Here is a 16709-nt window from a genome sequence, read left to right as displayed (position 1 = left end):
TAGGGATGGCACGGGTTTTGCCTGAGAATAAACGGTTATCTGCCTTGCAGGGGCGGATTTGGGGGAAAATCCGACATTTGTGATCACACGATTAAAAAGTGTGATCACAACCCGCGGAGGATGAGCCCGCCGATGGGTGTGGCGGGGTGTGATCACATGATTCGCGGGCTTCAGTTCAGGATCAGAACGTAGAGTCCGGCATTGCCCGAGGCCATGGCGGCGAAGGCGCGCCAGTTGGTGTCGGATACCGGTTCGCCCGTTTCGGTGTAGGGCAGAAGATCTAGCCCGTGGATCCATTCGACGAGGTGCACCGGGATCGGATCGTTGAGGAGGCGCCGGAGGTTGACGCCGATCCCCGGACCGAAGCGCCAGTGCGGGATGAGGAGGCGGCCGGTCAGGAGGCCCTCGGCATCGGACAGGACGGCCTGCCAGCGTTCGGAGGTTTCGGGCGGCAGATCGAAGCCGAGGGCGGCGGTTTGCGCCGCGTTCGGGATCCATTCGGCGTCATTGTCGGTTTCCGTAGCGACACGCGCCCAGAAGCGGCGGTTCTCGGCCACCATGGCGAGGAGGTGCGTGCGGGCGGCGCGGGTGTGCGCCGGATCGGGATCGGTGCGGAGCGCGAGATAGACGGTGAGGACGAGATCGAGCGTGCCTTCGGGCGCGCCGATCATGATGGAGCCGATATCCATGTGCGGCTGGCCCGTTTCGTCGCGAAGCGTGGCCAGCGTTGCCGCACCGTCACGCACCCGGCTGATGGCATCGGCCGTGTCGAAGGCCTGAACGAGGTTCGCAACGCCGGAGAGAAGGTGGGTATAGGCCGCGAGCCAGGCCGTATCGGCGGTGTCGAAGCGGACGGTGGGCAGGGTCATCCGCCCAACCGCGCCAGTCGGGGCGCCCATGCTGGCGAAGAACGCCTGTGCCAGATCCTCACCAGGATCGCGCGTGCCGTTTGCGTTGATGTCGAACCAGAGCGCGTTGAGATCGATCCGCAGGGCCACATCGTCGCCATCCGAGATCGGCGCGAGAGCGGTGCGCGCGCTGTCCATGCCCGCCGCGAGATCGGCGAAGAGCGTTTCGATGATGTCTGCCGGCGCCGCGACGGCATCGGGGTTGGGCGGCAGGGGCAGGCGCAGGACAGGGATCGGCAGGGTGGCGGTGTCGAGCCCGTGATGCCAGCGCGTCTGAAGGCTTTGCTCGATCGCGCGCAGGAACCGCACGCCGCCGAGCGCGAAGCGATCCGAGGCGGAGGGTTCCGCAATCGTGCTCAGCGCGTCTTCGGTGGCCGCGAGGCCGTTATCGGCAAGTTGTCGCGAGATGTCGGCATCCTGCCCGTAGGCCGAAAGCGGCACGAGCAGGAGCAGGATGAGAAGTTTCTTCATCGCAGGCTTCCCCCGGGGATGCAGGTTCGCGCCCGGGGGAGCATAGCGCCTATGCGAGGCTTGCGTCGATCCCCTTGCAGGCCTCGACGAGGCCCTTCACGGCCTCGACGGACTTGTCGAACATGGCCTGTTCCTCGCCCTGAAGCTTGATGTCGACGATGCGCTCGATGCCGCCGGCGCCGATCACCGTGGGTACGCCGACATAGAGGCCGGAAAGCCCGAACTGGCCGTCGCAATACGCGGCGCAGGGCAGGAGGCGCTTCTGATCCTTCAAGTAGCTTTCGGCCATCTCGATCGCCGATGTGGCGGGGGCGTAATAGGCCGATCCGGTCTTCAGGAGGCCCACGATCTCGGCCCCGCCGTCACGGGTGCGCTGTACGATGCCGTCGAGTTTTTCCTGCGTCGTCCAGCCCATTTCGACGAGGTCGGGGAGCGGGATGCCGGCAACGGTGGAGTAGCGGGTGAGCGGCACCATCGTGTCGCCGTGGCCGCCGAGGACGAAGGCGGTGACATCCTTCATCGAGACGTCGAATTCGACCGACAGGAAGTGGCGGAAGCGGGCAGAGTCGAGGACGCCTGCCATGCCGCAGACCTTCTCATGCGGCAGGCCCGAGAATTCGCGCAGCGCCCAGACCATCGCGTCGAGCGGGTTGGTGATGCAGATGACGAAGGCGTCGGGGGCGTGCTTTGCGATGCCCTCGCCGACGGATTTCATGACCTTGAGGTTGATGCCCAGAAGATCGTCGCGGCTCATCCCCGGCTTGCGCGCCACGCCGGCGGTGACGATGCAGACATTGGCGCCCGCGATATCTTCGTAGTCGTTCGTGCCGGTGAGCGCGGCGTCAAACTTCTCGGCCGGGCCCGATTCGGCGATATCGAGCGCCTTGCCCTGGGGGATGCCTTCGGCGATGTCGAAGAGGACGACATCGCCCAGTTCCTTAAGCGCTGCGAGATGGGCGAGGGTGCCGCCGATCTGGCCTGCGCCGATCAGAGCGATCTTGGGTCTGGCCATGGGAGTGTCTCCGGAGTTGCTGTGGTCTCGCCCGGTTGCGTAGCGGCAGGGGGCGGGGCGTGCAAGGGGCCGGGGGTGCGGCTTGGAGGCTGCCCAGGCGGATACGATGCGCCCCGCCACGTCCGGTCTGGATGATTTTGGGGCTGACGATCCGGGGGCATCGGTTAAGACTGCGCCGATGTTCACGGATCCTCTCTTTGTTGCGCTCGCGATTCCGGCGGTGATCTTTGCCGGGGTCTCGAAAGGCGGCTTCGGTTCGGGCGCGGCATTCGCCGCGACGCCGTTGCTGGCGCTGGTGGTGGAGCCGGGGATGGCGCTGGGAGTGATGCTGCCCTTGTTGATGCTGGTCGATGCGGTGACGCTGAGGCCGTATTGGCGGCAATGGAGCTGGCCCGACGCGAAACTTCTGATCGTCGGCGGGGTGCCGGGCGTGGTTCTGGGAATCGTGCTTTGGCAGGTGGCGCCGGCGGATGTGTTCCGGGTGCTGATCGGGGTGATCGCGCTGGGGTTCGTGGCCTGGCAGCTTTTCGGGCGGCGGATGCTGGTGGCGAGTGCGGCGCGGGAAATGCCCGCCTCTGTCGGGCTGGCGACCGGCGTGATTTCGGGGTTCACGAGCTTCGTGAGCCATGCGGGCGGGCCGCCGGTCGCCGTCTATCTGCTGGGCCGGGGCCTGTCGAAGACCACCTACCAGGCGACGACTGTCCTGGTGTTCTGGGCCGTGAACCTCGTGAAGGCCGTGCCCTATGCCGCGATCGGCATCTTCACGGCGGAAACGATCACCGCAACGCTCTGGCTTGCGCCCTTCGCGCTTCTGGGCGCATGGATCGGCGTGAAGGCGCACCGGCTGGTGCCGGAACGCCTGTTCTTTGCCCTGACATATGTGATGCTGGTGGGGGCCGGCGTGAAGCTGATCTACGACGCGGCCACCTGAGGCCCGGTCAGAGGGCCGAGCCTTCAGGCACGAGCGGCCCTTCGGTCAATTCCTCGAACGACTGGCCCGAGGCCATTAGGCAGGTCATGCCATTGGGCAGGGTGACCGTGATCGTCCAGCTGCCGGATTCTTCGGAGGCGAACACTTCCATCACCTGATTGTCGGTGCCGATGCCGATCGACTGGCGCGTTTCGCCATAGCGTTCGGCGAGGATGGTGAGGACGACGTCGCGGGGCGCGCAGTTGCGGGCCTGTTGTGCGAAGGCGAAGCTTGCGCAGAGGATCAAGAGGCCGAAGCCGAGCGACACGGTGAAGAGGTGACGGGTCATGAGGGCGTTCCCTTTCAAGGCCGTTCTGGCCGCTGGGGACCGGAGGGCCGGTCGTGGGATCTGTGGGGCCACTATCGGGCAAGAGCCGCGAAGATATGGTTAACGGGGCGCTCCGCTGCGCTGCGGCGAGAATGTGCTTGCCATTTCCTGCTCGGACGTGCTTTCACGCGCAAGATTATTGCGGAGTTAGGCGAATGAACTGGTCGGAGCGGCCGTGGAGATCGGTGCTGTACATTCCCGCCTCGAAGGCGCGGGCGCTGGAAAAGGCGCGGGGCCTGCCCGTGGATGCGATCATCTTCGACCTGGAGGATGCGGTTGCGCCGGAAGAGAAGGCGGCGGCGCGCGAGACGCTTGCGGCCGCGCTGTCCGAGGGCGGATACGGTGCGCGGGCACGGCTGGTGCGGGTGAACGGGCTCGACACCGAGTGGGGGCAGGCCGATCTGGACGCCGCCGCGGCGATGGATTGCGACGCGATCCTTCTGCCGAAGGTTGGGGGAGCGGCGGATCTCGACCGGGTGGCGGCGCGGGTGCCGGGCGCCGCGCTCTGGGCGATGATGGAGACGCCCGAGGGCATCCTGAACGCGCAGGAAATCGCGGGGCACGGCGCGATGACGGGGTTCGTTCTGGGGACGAACGATCTCGCGAAAGAGCTTCAGGCGCGGTTCCGGCCCGACCGGCTGCCCCTGATGCAGGCCTTGCAGACCTGTCTTCTGGCGGCGCGGGCGGCGGGGATCCCGTGCGTCGACGGTGTCTACAACGCATTCAAGGACGACGCGGGGCTTCGGGCCGAATGCGAGCAGGGCCGCGATCTGGGAATGGATGGCAAGACGCTGATCCACCCCGCGCAGGTTGCGATTGCGAATGAGGTGTTCGGCCCCTCGGAGGCCGATATCGCGTTGGCCGAGCGCCATATCGCGGCCTTTGACGAAGCCGCCGCGAAGGGCGAAGGTGTGGCCGTGGTGGACGGCCGGATCGTAGAGAACCTGCATGTCGCCACCGCGCGGGCGCTCCTGGCCCGGCGCGATGCGATACGGGCCTTGGAGGGCGCATGACACTTCTTATTCTGGGCCTCGCCCTCTGGACGGCGGGCCATGTCTTCAAACGGGTTCTGCCGGGGGTGCGGGAGACCATGGGCAACGCCGGCAAGGGGGTGGCGGCGGTGCTGATCCTCGCCGGCGTTCTGGCGATGATCTTTGGCTACAAGGCGGCGGAGTTCGTGCCGGTCTGGCAGCCGCCGGCCTTCATGGTGCATATCAACAACCTTCTGATGCTTGGGGCGGTGTTCCTGTTCGGACTGGGCAGTTCGAAAAGCCCGCTCCGCGCGAAGATGCGGCACCCGATGCTGACCGGCATGGTCGTCTGGGCGGTCGCGCATCTTCTGGTCAACGGCGATCTCGCATCGCTTGTGCTGTTCGGCGGGCTGGCCATCTGGGCGCTGGCGGAGATGCGGATCATCAACGCGAGCGAGCCCGTCTATCACCGGTTCGAGGGCGGTTCGCTTGGCGGCACGGTGCGGCTTCTGGTGATCACGGTGGTGGTTTTCGCCGTGATCGGAGGGATCCACACCTGGCTTGGCTACAGGCCGTTCCCGGGATGATCGCGTACCGGCTTCTGACGGGCGACGATACGTCGGCGTTCTGTCACAAGGTGACGAAGGCTCTTGCCGACGGCTGGTCGCTTCACGGCGATCCGGCCTATGCCTTCGATGCCGCGAACGGGGTGATGCGCTGCGCGCAGGCGGTGACGAAAGAGGTCGCGGGGCCCTATGACCCCGATGTTAAACTGGGAAGCCTATGACATCGAAGACGAATGCCGGGCGGTTTTTCGAGGATTACCGGCTGGGCGAGACCATTCGCCATGCCGTGCCGCGGACACTGTCGGGGGGCGAGCGGGCGCTATATCACGCGCTCTACCCCGCGCGGGGGGCGCTTTATTCGTCGGATGCGTTCGCACGGTCGGTGGGGCTTCCGGCCTCGCCGCTCGATGACCTGATCGTGTTTCACACGGTGTTCGGCAAGACGGTGCCGGACATCTCGCTCAATGCCGTGGCCAACCTCGGTTATGCCGAGGGGCGGTGGCTGGCGCCGGTCTATCCGGGCGCGAGCCTGACGGCCGCTTCCGAGGTGATCGGCGTCAAGCAGAACTCGAACGGCAAGTCGGGTGTGGTCTGGGTGCGGACCACCGGCACCGATGAGACCGGACGCGCCGTGCTGGACTATGTGCGATGGGTGATGGTTCGGAAGCGGGATACGGACGCGCCGGCACCGGAAACGGTGATCCCCGAGCTTGCCGATGCGGTGGCGCCGGAGCGGCTGGTGGTGCCCGATGGCCTCGATTTCTCGTCTTACGATTTTGCCCTGGCGGGGGAACCGCATCGCTGGGGCGATTACGAGATCGGCGAGACGATCGACCATGTGGATGGTGTGACGGTCGAGGAGGCCGAGCACATGATGGCCACGAGGCTCTGGCAGAACACCGCCAAGGTGCATTTCGATGCAGGTGCCCGCGAGGACGGGCGGCGGCTGATCTATGGCGGGCACGTGATCTCGATGGCCCGCGCCCTGTCGTTCAACGGGCTTGCGAATGCCCAGGCCATTCTGGCGCTGAACGGGGGCGCACATGCGAACCCCTGTTACGCGGGGACGACCCTGCGGGCCTGGTCGGAAGTGCTTGACAAGGCAGAGACGGGAGCGCCCGGGGTGGGGGCGCTGAGGCTTCGGCTGGTGGCGACGACCGGCGATGCGTTCGTGTTGCGCGGTGCGGATGGAAGGTATCTGCCCGAGGTGCTTCTAGATATCGATTACTGGGCGGCAGTGCCGGTCTGAGAGGACGGAGGGGGCTGTCTGCCCCCGCCGCGCGTGCCGCGCGGCCCCCCGAGGATATTTCCGGCCACATGAAGACCCGGGCGGGCCGCAGGCCGTGGGGGAGCGCCTGCGTCTTGTTTGCCCATCCGCGGCAGGCGCAGATCTTGTCTGCGCCCGGGCCGGGTCCTAGCGTCGGGATTGTACGATGACGGCCGGAGGCGTGGACGTGGCAGCGACAGCGAAGGACACCACCGCGGCGCTGAAGCGGCATGTTCTGCCCCTTCTGAGGGTGGCCGGGTTCGATGACGGGACGCCCCGGAAGCTCTGGCGGCATCGGGGGGCGCGGATCGACCATATCGAATTGTCGAGCTTCTCGACCTATCAGGCAGCGACACTCGACTGCCCCACCGCATCGCTGGCAGTACGGATCGGATTGTCGCTGCCGGGCTATGGCGCGGCCGACGATCCGTTTCAGAAAGACCATCTGAAGGCAGGGCCGAAGGGGCTGCGCCCCGGCGAGGCGCAGATGCCGATCCGCGGGGTGCTGAGCCCCGGGAACGGCCCGCCGCTGACCAAGGGGCGCTGGGGGTGGGAATTCGACTGGGTGTGGCCGATCGCCACTGCCGATGCGGCGGAGACCGCGGCGTGCGACCTGGCCGGGCAGTTCGAGGCCTACGGGCTTGACTGGCTGGAAACCGACTGGTCGATCAGCGATATTCTGGCGCTGCTGGAGGGCGAGGAGCCCGCGCCCATTCTTGTCGCGGCGCCGAACGGATCGCACCTGAAGCTTGATACGGGGCTTTCCGAAAGCCCGTTGCGCAATGCGCATATCGCGATGGCGCGGCGCGCGCTGGACGGCCGGAGGCGTCCGGGCTGAACCGCGGAGCGGCGCGGAGCTCTGGCCCGGAGCCTGCGCGACGAGGTGCCGCATGCCTCTTCGCGGGCGCAACGCTAGCTCGCCGCGGAGGGCAAACCACGGGCGAAGAGGATTTCCCGATGTTCAAAGGACTTGGTCTTTCCATCACGCTGATCGCGGCGGGCATGCTGGGTGTGCCGGTGCTGCTGATGCAGCTGGGCTGACGCTGCCGTCACCCCGCCGGCGCGGGATGTTCCGGCGATCTGGTGAAGTTGTGATCACACGTCTGCGAACTGTGATCACAACACTTCGATTTTCCTTCCGATTGCGCCAAAAGACCGCGCCAAATGGCGTGTCGCAGGCGTGACAGCGCCCGATTTTCCTTTATGACTATGGGAAACCGCCGTCGTGACGCGGCGAGACAGGAAGGGACCAAAATGGCTGACGTGAACCGGGGCGACCGCCCGTTGTCGCCGCACCTGACGGTGTATCGCCCGCAGCTGACCTCGATGACCTCGATCCTGACGCGGATCACCGGGAACGCGCTTCTGGTCGGGGCGCTTCTGGTGGTGTGGTGGCTTCTGGCTGCTGCGACTTCGGCGGAGTATTTCGCGACGGTGGACGGGATCGTGACGTCGTGGTTCGGGGACCTGGTGATGACGCTGTCGGTGCTGGGCCTCTGGTACCATGCGCTGGCGGGGCTCAGGCACCTGATCTGGGACCAGGGGTATGGCCTTGATGTCGAGACCGCCGAGAAGATGGGGATCGCCTGCATCGCGGGTTCCGTGATCCTGACGTTCATCACCGTGATCGCGGTCTGAGGAGGCAGGCACATGGCATTTCTGACCGATCGCAAGCGCGCCGTGGGAATGGGGTCGGCCCGGGCGGGGACGGAGCATCACATTGCGATGTCGAAATCCTCGGTGGGGCTTTTGATCCTGGTTCCGCTCTTCGTGTTCACGTTCGGGCCGATGCTGGGCCAGCCGCATGCCGATGTGGTGGCCTATTTCGCGCGGCCCTTCCCCGCGATCGTCGCGGCGCTGACGATCGTCGTGGGTTTCCTGCACTTCAAGGGGGGCGTGCAGGTTCTGATCGAGGATTACACGCACGGTCTGACCCGCAAGGTTCTGATCGTCGCGATGATCTGTCTGAGTTACGCCGCCATGGCGACCGGGCTTTTCGCCCTGGTCCGGCTGGCGCTCTAAGGGGAGGGCCGGAATGGCCGAGTACGACTATCACACCCACACCTATGACGTCGTCGTGGTGGGGGCCGGGGGATCGGGGCTTCGCGCGACGCTGGGGATGGCGGAGCAGGGGCTGAAGACCGCCTGCATTACCAAAGTGTTCCCGACGCGCTCGCATACAGTGGCGGCGCAGGGAGGCATCGCCGCGTCCCTGGGCAACATGGGCCCCGACAGCTGGCAGTGGCACATGTACGATACCGTCAAGGGTTCGGACTGGCTGGGCGATACCGACGCGATGGAATACCTCGCCCGGGAGGCGCCGAAGGCGGTTTACGAGCTTGAGCATTACGGCGTGCCGTTTTCGCGGACCGAAGAAGGCAAGATCTATCAGCGCCCCTTCGGCGGCCATACGACCGAATTCGGGGAGGGCCCGCCGGTGCAGCGGACCTGTGCCGCCGCCGACCGGACGGGGCACGCGATCCTGCACACGTTGTATGGGCAGAGCCTGAAGAACGACGCGGAGTTCTTCATCGAATATTTCGCGATCGATCTGATCATGTCGGAGGACGGCGTGTGCCAGGGGGTCGTCGCATGGAAGCTGGACGACGGCACGATCCATGTCTTCAACGCGAAGATGACGGTCTTGGCCACCGGCGGCTATGGGCGCGCCTATTTCAGTGCGACAAGCGCGCATACCTGCACCGGTGACGGAGGTGGCATGGTGGCGCGCGCGGGCCTGCCGTTGCAGGACATGGAATTCGTGCAGTTCCATCCCACGGGGATCTACGGATCCGGCTGCCTCATCACGGAAGGCGCGCGCGGCGAGGGCGGATACCTCACCAATTCCGAGGGCGAGCGGTTCATGGAGCGCTATGCGCCGACCTACAAGGATCTCGCCTCGCGCGATGTGGTGTCGCGCTGCATGACGCTGGAGATCCGGGAAGGCCGGGGTGTGGGCGAGGACGGTGATCACATTCACCTCCACCTCAACCACCTGCCGCCCGAGACGCTGGCCGAGCGCCTGCCGGGCATCTCGGAAAGCGCGCGGATCTTCGCTGGCGTCGACCTGACGAAGGAGCCGATCCCGGTTTTGCCGACCGTGCATTACAACATGGGCGGGATCCCGACGAATTACTGGGGCGAGGTGCTGAACCCGACGAAGGACGATCCCGATGCGATCGCGCCCGGCCTGATGGCCGTGGGCGAGGCGGGCTGTGCCAGCGTGCATGGGGCGAACCGTCTTGGATCGAACAGCCTTATCGACCTCGTGGTTTTTGGCCGCGCCGCCGCGATCAAGGCGGGCGAGATCGTCGACGCCGATGGCCCGAACCCGACGCTCAACACGGAGTCGATCGACAAGGCGCTGGGCCGGTTCGACGATCTCAGGCACGCGAAGGGCACGATTTCGACGGCGGAGTTGCGGCTTGAGATGCAGAAGACGATGCAAGCCGACGCCGCCGTCTTCCGCACCGACAAGACGCTCTCGGAAGGTGTCGAGAAGATGTACGCGGTAGCGGGCAAGATGGACGATATCAGCGTCACCGACCGGAGCATGATCTGGAACAGCGACCTGATGGAGACGCTGGAACTGACGAACCTGATGCCGAACGCGCTGGCCACCATCGTTTCGGCGGAGGCGCGGAAGGAAAGCCGCGGTGCGCACGCGCATGAAGACTATCCCGACAGGGACGACACGGAATGGCGCAAGCACACGCTCGCCTGGGTGAACGGCAAGGTGGAACTGGATTACCGTCCGGTGCATCTGAACCCGCTTCTCGGCCATAATGAAGGCGGGATCGATTTGAAAAAGATCGCCCCCAAGGCGCGGGTGTACTGATGCGGTATCTTGCCGGTTTCGCCTGTCTCGCCGTGCTTGCGGCCTGCACCGACCCCGAGGTGGGAGAGCAGATGGTGGGCGATGCGATGAGGCCCGCGATCCAGGAGGTCGTGTCGAAGGAATACCCGCTGGTCCCAGCGCCGCCCGTCGTCCAATGCGTGATCGACAATGCGAATGAAGAAGAATCCACCCGGATCCTGCAGGCCGCCATCGAAGGCGTGACCGGGCGGGACAACATCATGATCGTGCGGATCGTGAACCGGCCCGGAACGCAGGCCTGCATTTCGGATGCCGGCGTGCCGTTGGGCATGATGTGATCCGGAGCGAGAGGAAAAGACATGGTTGAGCTAGCGCTTCCCAAGAACAGCCGGATCACAACCGGCAAGACCTGGCCCAAGCCCGAAGGGGCAAAAAACGTAAGAACTTTCCAGATCTACCGCTGGGATCCCGACAGCGGAGAAAACCCGCGTGTCGACACCTATTTTGTCGACATGGACACTTGCGGGCCGATGGTTCTGGACGCGCTGATCAAGATCAAGAACGAGATCGACCCGACGCTGACATTCCGGCGGTCGTGCCGCGAAGGCATCTGCGGGTCGTGCGCGATGAATATCGACGGGATCAACACGCTGGCCTGCATCTATGGCATGGACGAGATAAAGGGGGACGTGAAGATCTATCCTCTGCCGCACATGCCGGTGGTGAAGGACCTGATCCCGGACCTTACGCATTTCTATGCGCAGCATGCCTCGATCATGCCGTGGCTGGAGACGAAGACGCGGCGGCCCGAGCACGAGTGGAAGCAGTCGATCGAGGATCGCAGGAAGCTCGATGGTCTTTATGAATGCGTGATGTGCGCGTCGTGTTCCACCGCCTGCCCGAGCTACTGGTGGAACGGGGACCGTTACCTCGGCCCCGCGGCGCTTCTGCACGCCTATCGGTGGATCATCGACAGCCGGGACGAGGCGACGGGCGAGCGGCTGGATGACCTAGAAGATCCCTTCAAGCTTTACCGCTGCCACACGATCATGAACTGCGCGAAGACCTGCCCCAAGGGATTGAACCCGGCGAAGGCGATCGCGGAGATCAAGAAGATGATGGTCGAACGGCAGGTGTGATGCGGCGCCGAAGCGGTGGATCCGCTTGCGACAGCGATGATCCTTGCCGGTGTGGCGGGGCTTGCGATGCCACTGGGGGCCGGGCTTGCCCATGTGATGGAGCGGCGGCTTCATCCGCCGACCTTTCATTTCATAACCGCGCTGGGTGGCGGCGCGCTTTTGTCGGCGGTGGCGCTTGTCCTCGTGCCGGAAGGGGCCGAAAGCCTTGGCGGCCCCTGGACAGTGCTTCTGTTCGTGGCTGGGGGGCTGGCTTTCTTCGCGATCGATCAGGCACTGGCGGCGCGGGGCGGGGCTGGATCGCAGCTTCTGGCGATGCTTCTTGACTATGTGCCGGAGGCCGCGGCGCTGGGCGCGCTTTTCGTGGTTGATCCGGGGACATCCGTTCTTCTGGCGGGCCTGATTTTCTTGCAGAATCTGCCCGAGGGGTTTTCGTCGTTCCGCGAGATTGAGGAGGGCGCGCGGGTGCCGGCGCGGAAGATCATTCTTCTGTTCGGGGCGCTGGCGCTTCTCGGGCCGGTCTGTGCCGCGACGGGGCAGATCTTCTTGCTGGAGCGTCCCGGCATCCTGGGGGGCATCATGGTCTTTTCGTCGGGCGGGATCCTTTACCTCATATTCCAGGACATCGCACCGCAGACCCCGCTTCCGGGCGACTGGCGCCCGCCCCTTGGGGCCGTGGCCGGGTTCGCATTGGGCCTTGCGGGCCACCTGGCGACGGCGTGAGGCGCCTGTGCCGATCCTGCTTCTCCTCCTCGTCGGCGTTCTTGCCTACCTCTGGTGGCGGTGGCGGCGCACGACGCTGACGCGGGCGTGCCGCTGGCGTGAGGATCGCAGGCGCGGCATCTGGCGCTGCGCCTTTTGCGGGGCCGAGGTCGCGGAGGGGCCGCCGCGTGTGTGTTTGAAAGACCTTCAGCCGTAGCGTTCGACCCCGTACCACTGGGCATCGGAATAGCGGGACCCATGGGCGAAGCCGACCGGCAGAAGGCGCGCGATTTCGGCCCGGTCGTCCTCGGTAAAGGCGATCGCAGCGCCAGCAGCCAGATCGCGAAGATGCGCAGCTGTTCGGGTGCCGGGGATCGGGATGACGTGATCGCCCTGGTCGAGTGTCCAGGCGATGGCGGCGGCCGACGTGGACCAGCCGCGGGAGGCGCAGAAGGCCTGGAAGGGGCGCAGCACTTCGCAGTTGTAGGAATAGTTCGGCTCGATGAAGCGGGGGTTCGGGCTGCGAAAATCGCCTTCGGGAAAGGTTGTGGGATCGGGGAAGCGATCGGCCAGCATGCCGCGGGCGACCGGCGAAAAAGCGACGAAGGCGGTGCCAAGCTCGCGGCAGGCCTGAATCATCCCAAGCTCGGGGTCACGGGTCCAGAGTGAGTATTCACTTTGCACTGCCGCGACCGGGTGGACGGCGGCGGCGCGGCGGAGCGTGGAGGGGGCGATTTCGGAGAAGCCGATCGTGTCGATGAGACCTTCTTCGATGAAGCCGACGAGGGTTTCGACCACCTCTTCCACCGCGCGCTCGGCTTCGCGGCGGTGGATGTAGAAGAGTTCGACCTTGTCGCGGCCGAGGCGCTTCAGCGAGCCTTCGAGAGAGGCACGGAGCGTGTCGGGGGCGTTCGAATAATGGCGCTCCGGCTCCATGTAGATGCCGGCCTTGGTGGCGATCTTCACATCGGCGGGATGGCTGGCGAGGAAGCGGCCGATCATGGTTTCGCAATGGCCCATGCCGTAGATCTCGGCCACGTCCCAGTGATCGACACCAAGCTCGACAGCGGCGGCGAGGCAATCCTGGCTTTCTTCCTCGGTCGTGCCACCGTAGATGCCGCCGAAGCTCATGCAGCCGAGGCCGACAGCGCCGACCTGATGGCCGGAGAGGGAGCGGGTTTTCATGGGGTACACCTCAAGTCTTACGTGAATGCCGCCTCGAGGGCGATTTCGACCATGTCGCCGAAGGATTTCTCGCGGTCCTCGGAGGGAAGCGCTTCTCCGGTGATCAGGTGATCGGAGACCGTGAGCACGGCGAGCGCGCGGCGGCCGTGGCGGGCGGCGAGGGTATAGAGTTCGGCTGCCTCCATCTCGACCCCGAGGATGCCGTGGCGCGTCATCTGTTCGTTGAGGTCGGGGCGTTCGTCATAGAAGACATCCGACGAATAGATGCCGCCGACATGCACGGTCGTGCCCTTCGCTACGGCGGCATCGTGGGCGGCCTTCAGAAGGCCCCAGTCGGCCGAAGGCGCGAAGTTCAGTTCGCGGAAGATGCCGCGCGAGGGGGTGGAGAGGGACGATGACGTCATAGCGAGGATCACGTCGCGGATGCCCACGCTTTCCTGCATCCCGCCGCAGGAGCCGATGCGGATCAGCGTCTTTGCGCCGTAATCGCGGATGAGTTCGTTGGCGTAGATCGAGAGGCTGGGCATGCCCATGCCGGAGCCATGGATCGTTACAGGGTTGCCGCGCCACGTTCCGGTGAAGCCCAGCATGCCGCGTACCTCGTTCACGAGCCTTGGTGCGTCGAGAAACGTATCCGCCGCCCAGCGGGCGCGGTAGGGATCGCCGGGCATAAGCACGGTTTCGGCGATGTCGCCGGGCGCTGCACCGATGTGGATGGTCATTGGGCGTATGATCCTCCTGCGAAATTCGGGAGGATCATAGGCATGCAGGCCCGAATGGAAAGGGCCGGCGGTGCCGGCCCTTCGCGATCGCCTTCATCCCTGCGGGACAGAGGTGTCAGATTTCCATGGATTTCGGATCGGCGCCTTTCGCGACCGCATCCTTGAACCAGACCGGCTGACGCCCGCGGCCCGTCCAGGTCTGCTTGGGATCAGCAGGATTGGCGTACTTCGCCTTGGCCGGGGCGCGCTTCGCCGCCGGTTTGGCTTTCTGCTGCGAGACAAGCTCGGTCAGCGAAAAGCCCAGTTTCTTGGCCGCCGCTTCCGCTGCAGCACGTGCTTCTTTCAGTTTGCTCTTTTTCCGAGATGCCTGCTCTTTCGCGACATTTGCACTGAGTTTGTCCAACTCCTTGTCGCTCATTTTCTTAAGGTCTACTGCCACGCCGAATCCTCCATTTCCATTTGGGACGGAATAAGCGGATAAATTCAAAATGGCAAATATTTCGTTTCCAAACTATTCCGCTGCGACTGGATTGGGTTCCGCGAGCATCACAATATCGCGCATGATCTCGTTCAATCGAAAGTCTTTCGGTGTATATATTTTTGCGACGCCCATGGTGCGGAGTTTTTCCAGATCTGAATCCGGAATGATCCCACCGACAATAACCGGGGTGTGGCCCAACCCCCGGTTGTTCAATTCGTTAATTAGCTCATTCACCAGTGGAACATGGCTTCCCGATAGAATTGAAAGGCCGATTACATGGGCATTTTCCGATTCTGCGGCATCGGCAATTTCCGAAGGTGTCAGGCGTATTCCGTCATAGGTGATATCCATTCCGCAATCGCGGGCACGGGTGGCGATCTGTTCGGCGCCGTTGGAATGGCCGTCGAGGCCTGGTTTGCCGATGAGGAATTTCAGGCGGCGCCCGAGGCGATCGGAAACCGCGTCGACCAGCGCGCGCAGGTCGTCGAGATCCTCTGTCTGGTTCGATGGCGAAGAGGAGACACCTGTGGGCGCGCGGTACTGGCCGAAGACGCCACGTACCACGTCGCCCCATTCGCCCGTCGTGGCGCCGGCACGGGCGGCGGCGATGGAGGCGGGCATGATGTTGGTTCCGTCCTGCGCCGCCGTCCTAAGATCGGCGAGGGCCGTGCGCACTGCCGCGTCGTCACGGGCCGCGCGCCAGGCGTCGAGCCGGGCGATCTGATCGGCCTCTGCCTCGGGATCGGCCACCATGATGGCATCGGGGCCGGAAGTGAGCGGACTTGGTTCGGCACCTGTGAAACTGTTGACGCCAACCACGACGGTATCGCCCGCCTCGATACTGGAGATGCGCGCCGCATTCGCTTCCACCAGCCGCGATTTCATGTACTCGATGGCGCGGATTGCGCCGCCCATCGCGTCGATCTGTGCGAGTTCGGTGCGCGCGCCGTCCTTCAGCTTGTCGACCTTGCGGGTGATGGTCGGGTTTCCGTCGAAGAGATCGTCGTATTCCAGAAGGTCGGTTTCGAAAGCCAGGATCTGCTGCATCCTAAGCGACCATTGCTGATCCCATGGCCGGGGCAATCCGAGCGCCTCGTTCCAGGCCGGCAATTGCACGGCGCGGGCGCGGGCGTTCTTCGAAAGCGTCACCGCCAGCATTTCGAGGAGGATTCGATAGACGTTGTTTTCGGGCTGCTGTTCGGTGAGGCCGAGGGAATTGACCTGAACGCCATAGCGGAAACGGCGGAATTTCGGATCTTCGACGCCGTAGCGGATTTCGCAGATTTCATCCCAGAGCTCGACAAAGGCCCGCATCTTGCAGAGTTCCGTGACGAACCGGATACCGGCATTCACGAAGAACGAAATGCGGCCGACCATGGCCGGGAAATGCTCTGGCGCGACTTTCTCTTTCAGGTCGTCGAGAACGGCGGTGGCGGTTGCGAGGGCGAAGGCGAGTTCCTGTTCCGGCGTCGCGCCGGCTTCCTGCAAGTGGTAGGAGCAGACGTTCATCGGGTTCCAGCGCGGAAGATGCGCGCGCGTGTAGGCGGCGACATCGGTGATCATCCGAAGCGAGGGTTCAGGCGGACAGACGTAGGTGCCGCGCGAAAGGTATTCCTTGATGATGTCGTTCTGGACCGTGCCCTGAAGCTTGGAGATATCGGCGCCCTGTTCCTCGGCGGCCGCTATGTAGAGGGCGAGGAGCCACGGCGCGGTGGCGTTGATCGTCATCGAGGTGTTCATTTCCTCGAGCGGGATCTGATCGAAAAGCGTGCGCATGTCGCCCAAGTGAGCGATCGGAACGCCGACCTTGCCAACCTCGCCGCGTGCGAGCGTATGGTCGCTGTCATAGCCCGTCTGGGTCGGCAGATCGAAGGCCACGGAAAGCCCCGTCTGCCCTTTCGCGAGGTTCGTGCGGTAGAGTTCGTTCGACGCTTTCGCGGTCGAATGCCCGGCATAGGTGCGAAACAGCCAGGGGCGATCTTTCTGCGGGTGCGACATGCGTCAGGCCTCGTGAGGACAGATTGAAATAAAATTACACTGAGGCGTAGTTATTCGAAATAATATGGCAGTGTCAATTCGCTGCGTCGCGGCATATCGGATGCATGGTCACAGGCCGCCGATCTGCTAGGGTTGGCCGATGACAGACAGGGAACGCGCAGTGACAGTGACTCAT

At 64.5% G+C, this 16709-nt stretch carries 20 protein-coding genes; 13 read left to right on the top strand and 7 right to left on the bottom strand.

The annotated features are described in order from the left end of the window. Nucleotides 1-170: 170 nt before the first annotated feature. Nucleotides 171-1379 carry a hypothetical protein gene (locus tag RXV90_RS14540; RefSeq protein ID WP_316649540.1) on the bottom strand — a complete coding sequence of 403 codons (1209 nt, stop codon included), beginning with the start codon at nucleotides 1377-1379 and terminating at the stop codon, nucleotides 171-173. Between the two features lie 49 nt (nucleotides 1380-1428). Then, nucleotides 1429-2391, bottom strand: a complete 963-nt coding sequence (mdh, locus tag RXV90_RS14535) for a malate dehydrogenase (RefSeq protein WP_316649539.1) — start codon at nucleotides 2389-2391, stop codon at nucleotides 1429-1431. 178 nt (nucleotides 2392-2569) lie between these two features. On the opposite strand from mdh, the gene RXV90_RS14530 reads away from it, so the two are divergent. Further along, nucleotides 2570-3322, top strand: a complete 753-nt coding sequence (locus tag RXV90_RS14530) for a sulfite exporter TauE/SafE family protein (RefSeq protein ID WP_316649538.1) — start codon at nucleotides 2570-2572, stop codon at nucleotides 3320-3322. A 7-nt stretch (nucleotides 3323-3329) separates the two neighbouring features. On the opposite strand, the gene RXV90_RS14525 is transcribed toward RXV90_RS14530, so the two are convergent. Next, entirely contained in the window at nucleotides 3330-3650 is a 321-nt protein-coding gene (locus RXV90_RS14525; protein ID WP_316649536.1) for a hypothetical protein, read from the bottom strand. 194 nt (nucleotides 3651-3844) lie between these two features. On the opposite strand from RXV90_RS14525, the gene RXV90_RS14520 reads away from it, so the two are divergent. From RXV90_RS14520 to RXV90_RS14465, 12 genes are all read left to right on the top strand, one after another. Beyond that, complete coding sequence (locus RXV90_RS14520; RefSeq protein WP_316649535.1) at nucleotides 3845-4702, top strand: HpcH/HpaI aldolase/citrate lyase family protein; 858 nt, start codon at nucleotides 3845-3847, stop codon at nucleotides 4700-4702. Beyond that, entirely contained in the window at nucleotides 4699-5247 is a 549-nt protein-coding gene (locus RXV90_RS14515) for an NnrU family protein (protein ID WP_316649534.1), read from the top strand. The genes RXV90_RS14520 and RXV90_RS14515 overlap by 4 nt, the downstream gene beginning before the upstream one ends. Further along, a complete protein-coding gene (locus tag RXV90_RS14510; protein ID WP_316649533.1) occupies nucleotides 5244-5447 on the top strand; it encodes a DUF1737 domain-containing protein in 204 nt (67 codons plus the stop codon). The genes RXV90_RS14515 and RXV90_RS14510 overlap by 4 nt, the downstream gene beginning before the upstream one ends. Further along, a complete protein-coding gene (locus tag RXV90_RS14505) occupies nucleotides 5444-6475 on the top strand; it encodes a MaoC family dehydratase (RefSeq protein ID WP_316649532.1) in 1032 nt (343 codons plus the stop codon). Before RXV90_RS14510 ends, RXV90_RS14505 begins: the two co-directional genes overlap by 4 nt. Before the next feature lie 184 nt (nucleotides 6476-6659). Then, nucleotides 6660-7331, top strand: a complete 672-nt coding sequence (locus tag RXV90_RS14500; protein WP_316649531.1) for a hypothetical protein — start codon at nucleotides 6660-6662, stop codon at nucleotides 7329-7331. A gap of 416 nt (nucleotides 7332-7747) precedes the next feature. Then, the gene (gene sdhC / locus RXV90_RS14495) at nucleotides 7748-8131 is read left to right on the top strand and encodes a succinate dehydrogenase, cytochrome b556 subunit (RefSeq protein WP_316649529.1); all 384 of its coding nucleotides are present in this window, start codon (nucleotides 7748-7750) and stop codon (nucleotides 8129-8131) included. A 12-nt stretch (nucleotides 8132-8143) separates the two neighbouring features. Next, nucleotides 8144-8515, top strand: coding sequence for a succinate dehydrogenase, hydrophobic membrane anchor protein (gene sdhD, locus RXV90_RS14490; protein ID WP_316649528.1), 372 nt, complete (start codon nucleotides 8144-8146; stop codon nucleotides 8513-8515). A 13-nt stretch (nucleotides 8516-8528) separates the two neighbouring features. Beyond that, nucleotides 8529-10331 carry a succinate dehydrogenase flavoprotein subunit gene (sdhA, locus tag RXV90_RS14485; protein WP_316649527.1) on the top strand — a complete coding sequence of 601 codons (1803 nt, stop codon included), beginning with the start codon at nucleotides 8529-8531 and terminating at the stop codon, nucleotides 10329-10331. Next, nucleotides 10331-10648 carry a hypothetical protein gene (locus RXV90_RS14480; RefSeq protein WP_316649526.1) on the top strand — a complete coding sequence of 106 codons (318 nt, stop codon included), beginning with the start codon at nucleotides 10331-10333 and terminating at the stop codon, nucleotides 10646-10648. Before sdhA ends, RXV90_RS14480 begins: the two co-directional genes overlap by 1 nt. 21 nt (nucleotides 10649-10669) lie before the next feature. Next, a complete protein-coding gene (locus tag RXV90_RS14475; RefSeq protein WP_316649524.1) occupies nucleotides 10670-11449 on the top strand; it encodes a succinate dehydrogenase iron-sulfur subunit in 780 nt (259 codons plus the stop codon). 15 nt (nucleotides 11450-11464) lie between these two features. Further along, entirely contained in the window at nucleotides 11465-12169 is a 705-nt protein-coding gene (locus tag RXV90_RS14470) for a ZIP family metal transporter (protein ID WP_316649523.1), read from the top strand. Between the two features lie 7 nt (nucleotides 12170-12176). After that, nucleotides 12177-12365, top strand: a complete 189-nt coding sequence (locus tag RXV90_RS14465) for a hypothetical protein (protein WP_316649522.1) — start codon at nucleotides 12177-12179, stop codon at nucleotides 12363-12365. Here RXV90_RS14465 and RXV90_RS14460 read toward each other — a convergent pair. The 4 genes from RXV90_RS14460 to RXV90_RS14445 form a co-directional block, all read right to left on the bottom strand. Continuing rightward, nucleotides 12356-13333 carry an aldo/keto reductase gene (locus RXV90_RS14460; protein WP_316649521.1) on the bottom strand — a complete coding sequence of 326 codons (978 nt, stop codon included), beginning with the start codon at nucleotides 13331-13333 and terminating at the stop codon, nucleotides 12356-12358. The two genes, RXV90_RS14465 and RXV90_RS14460, sit on opposite strands and share 10 nt — an antisense overlap. Before the next feature lie 17 nt (nucleotides 13334-13350). After that, nucleotides 13351-14055 carry a purine-nucleoside phosphorylase gene (deoD, locus tag RXV90_RS14455; RefSeq protein ID WP_316649520.1) on the bottom strand — a complete coding sequence of 235 codons (705 nt, stop codon included), beginning with the start codon at nucleotides 14053-14055 and terminating at the stop codon, nucleotides 13351-13353. A gap of 115 nt (nucleotides 14056-14170) precedes the next feature. Next, a complete protein-coding gene (locus tag RXV90_RS14450) occupies nucleotides 14171-14473 on the bottom strand; it encodes an H-NS histone family protein (protein WP_316649519.1) in 303 nt (100 codons plus the stop codon). Between the two features lie 93 nt (nucleotides 14474-14566). Then, complete coding sequence (locus tag RXV90_RS14445; protein ID WP_316649518.1) at nucleotides 14567-16534, bottom strand: protein meaA; 1968 nt, start codon at nucleotides 16532-16534, stop codon at nucleotides 14567-14569. Between the last annotated feature and the right edge of the window lie 175 nt (nucleotides 16535-16709).

The sequence above is a fragment of the Ovoidimarina sediminis genome (genome assembly GCF_032586175.1).
Lineage (GTDB): Bacteria > Pseudomonadota > Alphaproteobacteria > Rhodobacterales > Rhodobacteraceae > Ovoidimarina > Ovoidimarina sediminis.
Note: the sequence above shows the minus strand (reverse complement) of the source record. Positions and strands in the feature narration are given on the sequence as shown.